Annotated in this window: 6 protein-coding genes and 2 pseudogenes; 6 read left to right on the top strand and 2 right to left on the bottom strand. The window is 70.4% G+C overall.

Annotated features, from left to right (window positions below; genetic code table 11):
* Both ACIKT0_RS08220 and ACIKT0_RS08215 read left to right on the top strand, forming a co-directional pair.
* Positions 1 to 116 (top strand): annotated as a pseudogene (locus ACIKT0_RS08220) (transcriptional repressor LexA); the annotation flags it as partial.
* Positions 117 to 123: 7 nt separating this feature from the next.
* The gene (locus ACIKT0_RS08215; RefSeq protein ID WP_407104875.1) at positions 124 to 471 is read left to right on the top strand and encodes a hypothetical protein; all 348 of its coding nucleotides are present in this window, start codon (positions 124 to 126) and stop codon (positions 469 to 471) included.
* A 5-nt stretch (positions 472 to 476) separates the two neighbouring features.
* Here the strand turns inward: ACIKT0_RS08215 and ACIKT0_RS08210 are convergent, their stop codons facing one another.
* The gene (locus ACIKT0_RS08210; protein ID WP_407104874.1) at positions 477 to 674 is read right to left on the bottom strand and encodes a hypothetical protein; all 198 of its coding nucleotides are present in this window, start codon (positions 672 to 674) and stop codon (positions 477 to 479) included.
* A gap of 248 nt (positions 675 to 922) precedes the next feature.
* On the opposite strand from ACIKT0_RS08210, the gene ACIKT0_RS08205 reads away from it, so the two are divergent.
* From ACIKT0_RS08205 to ACIKT0_RS08190, 4 genes are all read left to right on the top strand, one after another.
* The gene (locus ACIKT0_RS08205; protein WP_407104872.1) at positions 923 to 2,083 is read left to right on the top strand and encodes an efflux RND transporter periplasmic adaptor subunit; all 1,161 of its coding nucleotides are present in this window, start codon (positions 923 to 925) and stop codon (positions 2,081 to 2,083) included.
* Positions 2,080 to 5,214, top strand: a complete 3,135-nt coding sequence (locus ACIKT0_RS08200) for a multidrug efflux RND transporter permease subunit (protein ID WP_407104871.1) — start codon at positions 2,080 to 2,082, stop codon at positions 5,212 to 5,214. Before ACIKT0_RS08205 ends, ACIKT0_RS08200 begins: the two co-directional genes overlap by 4 nt.
* A gap of 68 nt (positions 5,215 to 5,282) precedes the next feature.
* Entirely contained in the window at positions 5,283 to 6,662 is a 1,380-nt protein-coding gene (chrA, locus tag ACIKT0_RS08195; protein ID WP_407104873.1) for a chromate efflux transporter, read from the top strand.
* 120 nt (positions 6,663 to 6,782) lie between these two features.
* Positions 6,783 to 9,098, top strand: coding sequence for a putative bifunctional diguanylate cyclase/phosphodiesterase (locus ACIKT0_RS08190; protein ID WP_407104870.1), 2,316 nt, complete (start codon positions 6,783 to 6,785; stop codon positions 9,096 to 9,098).
* Here the strand turns inward: ACIKT0_RS08190 and ACIKT0_RS08185 are convergent.
* Positions 9,095 to 9,804 (bottom strand): annotated as a pseudogene (locus ACIKT0_RS08185) (Gfo/Idh/MocA family protein); the annotation flags it as partial. The gene ACIKT0_RS08190 and the pseudogene ACIKT0_RS08185 overlap by 4 nt on opposite strands.
* Positions 9,805 to 9,881 lie beyond the last annotated feature (77 nt).

The raw sequence follows: 9,881 nt of genomic DNA, 5'->3' as shown, positions 1-9,881 counted from the left end.
AGGAGGCCGGCGTTCCTCCCTCGTTCGAGGAGATGAAGGAGGCGCTGGACCTCAAGTCGAAGTCCGGCATTCACCGGCTGATCATAGGCCTCGGGCGGTCCGCGCAGCTTCGCCGGCGCCGCGGTGACGAGCCGCGACACGGCGCAGGCGCCCTTCGCCAAGCCGGTCGAGGGCCGGTTCGACGGCGTGGCCTGCATCGACGTGCTTTCCGCCATTCCGGAGGAAGACGTGCCGTGGACGCTCGACGAACTGTTCGCCGCCGCGGACCGCTTCCTCTACGTCGCGGTGGTGGGCGATCCGGCCCGCACCTATGGCGGCGCCGAGCCGCTGCCGCCGGAGTGGTGGCGCCTACAGATGGAGCTTGCGGCCAAGCGGAACCCGGGCCGCGTCTGGAGCCTTACGGCGATCGACGCGACGGACGGGCGGGCGCAGTCCTATTCGGGCGATGCTCCGGCGGCGCGAGCCGCCTGATCTGGCTACTTTCCGGGTTCGAGCACCAGCTCGGACTCGGAAACGTGCCTGAGATGGCCGTCATCGAGACACTTCACCCGGTAACCGGGCTGACCGTTCTCGGGTGGCAGGCAGGCGACGACCTCCGCGGGCTGCGGCTTCGGCCCAAGGGGGCTGCCGAGGAAGTGCGCCTGAGTGCCGACCTGGAATGCGTGCATCGTCAATCTCTCTCCTGCAGAGGCGGACAAATGACGCGTCGGGCGGGTTCGGCCAGAGGGCAGGAGGATAAATTCCTGCGGCCGGGGACACGGCGTTTTCATTTCCCTGAACGAGGCCTCGGGAGGACAATCATTCGCCGGCCTCCCGCAGGGCCGACCGCGGCGACGCGTGTCGGGAAAGGCGCGGACCTCCGCCCCGCGCGCCATGCGCCTCCAAAGGAGGCCGCGTCCGTAAGGCGGATCCAAGGAACTCGATGGCGCGCCCGGCCTACCTCATCCTGACTCTCGCGCTGATCGCAGCCGGCGGCGCGGCTGCGTGGCGAGCGCACTGGGGCGCCGACGCCGCGGTTCCGCAACAACAGGCCGCGACGCCGTCCATCCCCGTGCAGGTGGCCTCGGCCCGCCGGACGGACGTGCCGATCCGGCTGTCAGGCCTCGGCACCGTGCAGCCGCTCAACGTCGTCACCGTCACGAGCCGCGTCGACGGCCAGATCATGCGGATCGGCTTCGAGGAAGGACAGACCGTGAAGGAGGGCGATCTGCTCGCGCAGATCGATCCGCGCCCCTATCAGGCCGCCCTCGATCAGGCCAAGGCGCGGAAGGCGCAGGACGAGGCCCAGCTCGCCAACGCGCGGCGGGATCTCGCGCGCTACACCCAGCTGGCGCAGAACAACTACGCCTCCCGCCAGCAGCTCGACGCGCAGAAGGCGACGGTGGCGCAGCTCGAGGCGGCGGTCATGGGCGACGAGGCGGCCGTGGAGAGCGCCAAGGTCCAGCTCGACTACACCACCATCCGCGCGCCGATGACCGGCCGCGCCGGCTTCCGGCTCGTCGACCAGGGCAATCTGGTGCGGGCGAGCGACGCGGCCGGGATCGTGACCCTGTCGCAGATCGAGCCGATCACGGCCGTCTTCACCCTTCCGGAGCGGGACTTCGCCGAAGTCGCCGCGGCGGAGAAGCGGGGTCCGGTCCCGGCGACCGCGATCTCTCCCGACGGGCGCGAGCTCGCGCAGGGCGAGCTCAGCGTGCTGAACAGCCAGATCGACCAGGCCACCGGCACCTTCAAGGCCAAGGCGACCTTCGCAAACGCCGACCGCGCCCTGTGGCCCGGCCAGTCGGTCACCGTGCGCGTCCGGATCGACACGTTGCGGGACGTGGTGACGGTTCCGGAGGACGCCCTGCAGCGCGGGCCGGGCGGATATTTCGCCTTCGTGATGACGCCGGACCAGACCGCGGAGCGACGCGGCGTGACGGTCGCGCGCCAGGCGCAGGATCTGGTGGTGGTCGCCAAGGGCCTGGACGCCGGCGACCGGGTCGTGACGGCGGGCGCCTCGCGCGTCCAGTCCGGGGCGCGGCTGGAGATCTCTGAAGCCGCGCTCCCCGAGGAGACCGGGAGCGCGAGCGCCGCGCCATGATCGGCGGCGGCTCAGGCGGGGTCTCGGGCCCGTTCATCCGCAGGCCCGTCGCGACCTCGCTGCTGATGGCGGCCGCGCTGCTCGCGGGCCTCGCGGCGTTTCCGCTGCTGCCGGTCGCGCCGCTGCCGCAGGTCGATTTCCCGACCATCCAGGTCAACGCAAACCTGCCGGGCGCGAGCCCCGAGACCATGGCGTCCTCGGTCGCGCAGCCGCTGGAGCGCCAGTTCGCGCAGATCCCGGGCGTGACCGAGCTGACCTCGGTCAGCGCGAACGGCGCGACCTCGATCACCGTCGAGTTCGATCTGGACCGCAATATCGACGCCGCCGCGCAGGACATTCAGGCCGCCATCAACGCGGCCGGCGGCCAGCTGCCGCCCAACCTTCCGTCGCCGCCGAGCTACCGCAAGACCAATCCGGCCGACAGCCCGATCCTGCTGCTCTCGGTGCGCTCGGACACGATGCCCCTGACCGAGGCGAACGACCTCGCCGACACCAGGATCGCGCAGCAGATCAGCCAGATCGCGGGCGTCGGCCAGGTGACGATCGCGGGCGAGCAGAAGCCGTCGATCCGGGTGCAGATCGATCCGCAGAAGATCGCGGCCAAGAACCTCACGCTCGAAGAAATCCGCGGCGTGATGGCGACGGTCACGAGCGACAGCCCCAATGGCACGCTCGACGGCGAGCGCCGCGCCTTCACGATCTATTCCGACGGGCAGCTGACCGAAGCGGCCAAGTGGAACGACGTCATCCTCGCTTATCGCGACGGCGCGCCGATCCGGGTGCGCGACGTCGGACATGCGATCGAGGGCCCGGAGGACCGCTTCCAGGCCGCATGGGTCAACGGCCAGCGCGGCCTGTTCCTGGTGATCCGCAAGCAGCCGGGCGCGAACGTCGTCGACACCGTGGACGCCGTGAAGGCCGAACTGCCGCGCCTGACCGCGGGGCTGCCGCCGGGGCTCAAGGTCGAGATCATGAGCGACCGGACGACCACCATCCGGGCCTCGCTGCACGAGGTCGAGCTCACGCTGCTGATCACCATCGCGCTCGTGGTCGCGGTGATCTTCGTCTTCCTGCGGAGCATGTGGGCGACCACCATCTCAGCGCTCGCGGTGCCGATCTCGCTGCTCGGCGCCTGCGCGGTGATGTATCTGTTCGGCTACAGCCTCAACAACCTGTCGCTGATGGCGCTGGTGATCGCGGTCGGCTTCGTGGTCGACGACGCGATCGTCGTCATCGAGAACATCGCCCGCCATGTCGAGGAGGGGATGCGGCCGTTCGAGGCGGCGCTGAAGGGCGCGGGCGAGATCGGCTTCACCATCGTCTCGATCAGCGTCTCTCTGATCGCGGCCTTCATCCCCCTGCTGCTGATGGGCGGCATCGTCGGCCGGCTGTTCCGCGAGTTCGCCATGACGGTCGCGATCACCATCGTGGTGTCGATGGTGGTGTCGCTGACGCTCACGCCGATGATGGCGGCGCGCTTCCTGAAGAACGAGAAGGAGGCGCGGCACGGCCGCGCCTATGCGCTGATTGAGCGCGGCTTCGAGGCCATGCTGCGCGGCTACGGCCGGGGGCTCGACGTCGTGCTGCGCCACCAGTTCGCGACGCTGCTGGTGTTCATCGCGACGGTCGGGCTCGCGGTCGCGCTGTTCGTGGTCATCCCCAAGGGCTTCTTCCCCCAGCAGGACACCGGCCTGATCACCGGCGCGAGCGAGGCCGCGCAGGACGTCTCCTTCGCCGAGATGTCGCGTCGCCAGGAGGCGATCGACGCCGTGCTGCTGAGCGATCCGGCGGTCAGCACCGTCGGCAGCCTGATCGGCGCCGGGGGCGGGGCCTCCGCGCCGAACGCCGGCCGCAGCTTCATCACCCTCAAGCCGCTCGAGGAGCGCGACGCCTCCGCCGCGGAGATCATCGCGCGGCTGCGTCCGAAGCTCGCCGAGGTCGAGGGCGCGACCATGCTGCTGCAGTCCGCGCAGGACGTGCGCCTCGGCGGCCGCCGCAGCCGGACCCAGTTCCAGTACGCGGTCCAGGACGCCGATCTGGAGGTTCTCGACGAATACGCGCCGAAGATCCTGGAGGCGCTCAAGAAGCTGCCCCAGCTGCGCGACGTGGCGAGCGACCAGCAGGATTCAGGCGCGACCCTGACCCTCGAGATCGACCGCAACCAGGCCTCGCGCTACGGCATCCAGCCGCAGGCGATCCAGGACACGCTCTACGACGCCTTCGGCCAGCGCCAGGTGGCGCAGTTCTTCACGCAGCTGAACAGCTACAAGGTGATCCTCGAGGCGCCGTCCACGCAGCGCGGCGACGTCGAGACCCTGAACCGGCTCTATGTGCGCTCGCCCAACAGCGGCGAGCAGGTGCCGCTGGCGGCGCTGGCGCGCTGGCGGCTGGACAAGACCTCGCCGCTCACCATCAACCATCAGGGCCAGTTCCCGGCCGTCACCTTCTCGTTCAACCTCGCCGAAGGCGCGTCGCTGGGAGAGGCCACGGCCGCCGTCGAGCAGACGATGCGCGATCTCGGCGCGCCGGCCTCGTTGGTCGGCTCCTTCGCCGGCACGGCGCAGGCCTTCCAGGACTCGATCAAGACGGTGCCGCTGCTGATCCTGGCCGCGCTGGTCGCCGTCTACATCATCCTGGGCGTGCTCTACGAGAGCTACGTCCACCCCCTGACGATCCTCTCGACCCTGCCGTCGGCCGGCGTCGGGGCGCTCGGGGTGCTCTACATCGCCGGCTTCGACTTCAGCCTGATCGCGCTGATCGGGCTCGTGCTGCTGATCGGCATCGTGAAGAAGAACGGCATCATGATGGTCGACTTCGCGATCGCGGCCGAGCGCGACGAGGGGCTCGCGCCCGAGCAGGCGATTCGCAAGGCCTGCATGCTGCGTTTCCGGCCGATCCTGATGACCACCATGGCGGCGATGCTGGGCGGCGTGCCGCTAATGCTCGGAACCGGCGTCGGCTCCGAGCTCCGCCAGCCGCTCGGCTACGCGATGGTCGGCGGGCTTCTGGTCAGCCAGCTGCTGACGCTCTTCACCACTCCGGTCATCTATCTCTATCTCGACCGGCTGGCGCTGCGGCTGAACCGCGGCCGCGAAGGGCGCCCGTCGCCCGCCGCCGCGCCGGCCGAATAGGGCGGCCCCGCGGCCCACTGCTCCGGCCCCCATTGCGCCGGGCGGATTTTGTGGCAGCTTCCCGCCGGATGGACCGCTTCCCCGACCCGCCCGCCGCGCCGACCTTCGCCGAAGCCGCGCGCGTCTGGGCGATGATCGGCGTCCTCAGCTTCGGCGGCCCGGCCGGCCAGATCGCCCTGATGCACAGGGAGCTGGTCGAGCGCCGCCGCTGGATCGGCGAGCAGCGTTTCCTGCACGCGCTCAATTACTGCATGCTGCTGCCCGGCCCGGAGGCGCAGCAGCTCGCCATCTATGTCGGCTGGCTCCTGCATCGCACGGCCGGCGGGCTGGTCGCCGGACTGCTGTTCGTGCTGCCCGGCGCCCTCGTGATGCTGGCGCTGAGCGCGACCTACGCGGCCTATCACGACGCGCCGCTCGTCGAGGCCGCGTTCTTCGGCGTGAAGGCCGCGGTGCTGGCGATCGTGGTCGAGGCGGTGCTGCGGATTGGCCGCCGGGCGCTGCGCAACCGGGCGATGGTCGCGATCGCGGCGGCCTCCTTCCTCGGCATCTACGTCCTTAACCTGCCGTTCCCGCTCATCGTCCTGCTTGCGGCCCTCGTCGGCTGGATCGGCGCGCGCCGGGCGCCTGGGCTGTTCGGCGCCGGCCGAAGCGGTCCCGAGACGGACGCCGCGCCGTCGGCGGCCGTGGTGGATCAGATGTTCGAGCGCGGCCTGCTCGCGCATGCGGAGCCGACGCTCAGGCGTTCGCTCGGGGTGCTGGCGGCTTGGCTGCCGATCTGGCTCGGGCCGGTCGTGGCGTTGCTGCTGATCACGGGGCCGCACAGCGTCTGGACCCAGATCGGCGGCCTGTTCAGCGTGATGGCGGTGGTGACGTTCGGCGGCGCCTATGCGGCGCTCGCCTATGTGGCGCAGGCGGCGGTCGAGGCCTATGGCTGGCTCGCGCCGGGCGAGATGGCCGACGGGCTCGGCCTCGCGGAGACGACGCCGGGACCGCTCATCCTGGTGCTGCAGTTCGTGGGCTTCATCGCAGCGCATCGGGCGCCCGGCGCGCTCGATCCGCTGGTGGCCGGCGGGCTCGGGTCGCTGCTCGCGCTGTGGACCACCTTCGCGCCCTGCTTCCTGTGGATCTTCCTCGGCGCGCCCTACGTGGAGGCGCTGCGGGCGAACGTCCGCGTCGCCGCCGCGCTCTCCGCCGTGACGGCGGCCGTGGTGGGCGTGATCCTGAACCTGGCGGTTTGGTTCGCGCTCCATGTCGTGTTCCGCGAGGTCACGCCAATGACGATCCACGGGATCGGCCCCGATCTGCCTGTCCTCGCCTCGATCGACTGGCGCGCCGCCGCGTTGGCGGCCGGCGCCATGGTCGCTATGCTTCGATTCAAACTCGGAATGGCGCCGACGCTCCTGGCGTGCGCGCTTCTTGGGCTGCTGATCGCGCCCGGAGGCGCCTGAATAGTGGATGACCGAAGAGGTCGCGTCGGCGTTTAATCTTGCGGCAACGATAGTCGTATTCCGTACGGCGGCATCTTGAACTGAACGCTTCGGACGCAATCGTCTGGGTGCAGGAGGTCTATGCGCGCTACGTCCAAAGGCTCTGGCCGCTCCAAGCTCATCACCGCTCTCGGGGTGCTTATGGCCGCGAGCGTGACGCTTGCGGCCGTCGCGCTGCTGACGTGGCGGCATGGAGAGGTCATCGCCACTCACAAGGACGGGCTGCGCAACGTCTCCACCCTGCTGGCCTCCCAGACCGAGCAGGTGTTCCAGGGCATCGACGTCGTCCAGAACCGGCTGATCGAGCGGCTGGAGATCGAGCAGGTCCGAACTCCCGACGATCTGCGGCGGTTCGGCGCCATGCGGGAGACGCACGAGCGTCTCGTCGGTTTCACCCAGTCGCTCGACATGCTCGACGCGATGGCGATCATCGACGATCAGGGCCGCCTCCTGAGCTCCTCCCGAGCCTGGCCGGCCCCTGAGGTCAACATCACGGATCGCGACTACTTTCGCGCCCTGTCAGCCCCCGGGGCGCAGGGGACGTATTGGAGCGCGCCGGTCCGCAGCAGGGGCAACGGCGCCCGGACGATCTATTACGCGAAGCGCCTCTCGGCGCGCGACGGCGGCTTCCTGGGGCTCGTTCTCGGGATGGTGCTGGTCGAGAAGCTGGAGCGGAATTTCGCCGCGGTCGCCCTTCCGGGCACCAGCGCGATCGATCTGGTGCGGAACGACGGCGTCACGCTGGTGCGCCGGTCGCCCCGCGAGGCCACCGAGGAGGAGGCGCGCCGGCTCGAGCCCGCGGCGGTCCTGTCGTCCAAGGGCGGCGGGGCGGATCAGCGCGAGATCATCACCGCGACCGCCCCGGTCGCCGGATATCCGCTGGCGGTCATCGCGAGCATTACCGGCGACGCGGCGCTGGGCGGCTGGCGGCGGGAAGCCGGCGCGATCGGCGCGCTGGCCCTGGTGCTCAACCTGACGATAGCGGCCGCGGGCCTGCTCGGCGTCCGCCAGCTGCGCGCCAGCGACAAGGCCTTCATGGCCGAGCAGGCGGCGGCGCGCCACGACGTGCTGACAGGGCTGCCGAACCGCACCTATTTCCGCGAGCGCCTGGACCATCTGCTCGCGACCCGGAAGGAGACGCGGCAGGACTTCGCGCTCCTGCTCATCGACCTCGACCATTTCCGGGAGATCAACGACGCCCTCGGCCATGCCGCCGGCGACCAGACGCTGCGCGCCGTGGCCGGCCGTCTCCAGAACGCGATCGGCCCCGGCGATTTCCTCGCGCGCCTCGGGGGCGACGAATTCGCGATCATCCATCCCGACCAGGGCAGCGGGCTCGAGGTTCCGACGCTCGCTGAGAACGTGCTCGACCGGCTGTCCCGCCAGGTGCGCCTGACCGACGGCGAAATCCGCATCTCCTGCAGCATCGGGACGGCGATCGCGGGCCGCGACGCCGACAGCGCGGCCGACCTCCTCGCGCACGCCGATCTCGCGCTCTCGCGCGCCAAGGAGGCCGGGCGGACCGCGATCCGGGCCTACACGGACGACATCGGCGCAGAGCGCAAGCAGCGCCTGTCCCTGCTGAGCGATCTCAGGCGCGCGATCGACGAGCAGCGGCTGTCGGTCTACTTCCAGCCGATCGTCCATCTGGAGACCCGAAAGGTCGTCAGCTTCGAGGCGCTGCTTCGCTGGAAGGACGAGCGCCGGGGCTTCGTGCCGCCCTCCGAGTTCATTCCCCTCGCCGAGGAAAGCGGGATGATCGGCCGGCTCGGCCAATGGGTGCTTGAGGAGGCCTGTCGGCAGGCGGCGACGTGGCCGGAGGGGGTCAGGGTGTCGGTCAACCTCTCGCCCGTGCAGCTTCGGACGCAGGACGTCTTCGCCCAGACCTATGCGGCGCTCCACGCCGCCGACCTGCCGCCGCGGCGGCTGATCCTGGAGATCACCGAGTCGGTGCAGCTCGAGCAGACCCACGCCGGCATGACGCTGCGCAACCTGCGGGACCTGGGCGTCGGCGTCGCGCTCGACGATTTCGGCACCGGCTACGCCTCGCTGAGCTATCTGCGCAGCTTCCCGTTCGACCTGATCAAGATCGACCAGTCCTTCGTGCGGGACATGCACCGCTCGGTGGAATCCGAGGTCATCGTCCAGACCGTGCTGACGCTTGGCGGCCGCCTCGGCATGAAGGTCACGGCGGAAGGGGTGGAGACCTTCGAGCAGCTCGAGACCCTGCAGCGGCAGGGCTGCAGCAAGGCGCAGGGCTATCTGTTCGCGGCGCCGATGCCGGCCGATGAGGTGCTGCCGTTCCTCGCCACCTGGCGCTTCCCGGGCTCGGAAGGCGCGCCGCCGATCGCGCTGGTGCGTTCCGGCGGCGTCCCGCCCTCTGCGGCGGGGGCCTAGCGGCCGTAGATCCGGTCGAGGATCTCCGCCACCTCGCTCATGCGCTCGATCTCCGGCGAGAAGCCTTCGCCGGCCGCGAGCCGACGCGACCAGTCGGCCGCCGCCTTGCCGCCCCAGTCGTTCTCGAGCGGATGGACCGGCTCGCGGGCGGTGCCCCGATAGCGTTCGGTGACGAAGTCGTAGAACGATCCGTCGACGTTCCGCAGCGCCGCGCCGCCCTCGGTCCCATAGAAGGCGGCCGAGATTACCGCGTCCTGCCCGGCGTTGAGCCGCCACGAGCAGGCGAGCCGCACGGTCGCTCCGCAGTCGAGCTCGACCGTGGCCTCGGCGAAATCCTCCACCCGGTCCGGACGGCTCGCCAGGCGCTCGCCGCCCGCGAACAGCCGCGCCGAGACCTCCGTGGCCGCGGGGAAACCGAGGGTCCACAGCGCGAGGTCGACGAGGTGCACGCCGAGATCCATGACGCAGCCGCCGCCGGATTGCGCGGGGTCGTAGAACCAGGGCTTGTCCGGCCCGTAGGCGTTGTGGAACACGAGGTCGACCGCGAACACGCGACCAAGCTCGCCGGCCTGCGCAAGCTCGCGGATGCGCCGCATGCCATGGGTGAAGCGGTAGGACAGGTCGACGGCGAGGTGCGGGCGGCGGTCCTGCCGAGCGGCTTCTGGCAGAAGACGGCTGCGCCGCGCTCCAGAGCGCGGATCGACTGGCCGCCGCCGCGCAGGGAGGCGGCTTCAGGCGCGTGACACCGGGCGTGTCTCGACCGCGATCCCGCTTCCGTCCAGC

The organism is Hansschlegelia beijingensis, from assembly GCF_045505405.1.
GTDB lineage: Bacteria > Pseudomonadota > Alphaproteobacteria > Rhizobiales > Methylopilaceae > Methylopila > Methylopila beijingensis_A.
This window is presented reverse-complemented; position numbering and strand designations above follow the sequence as displayed.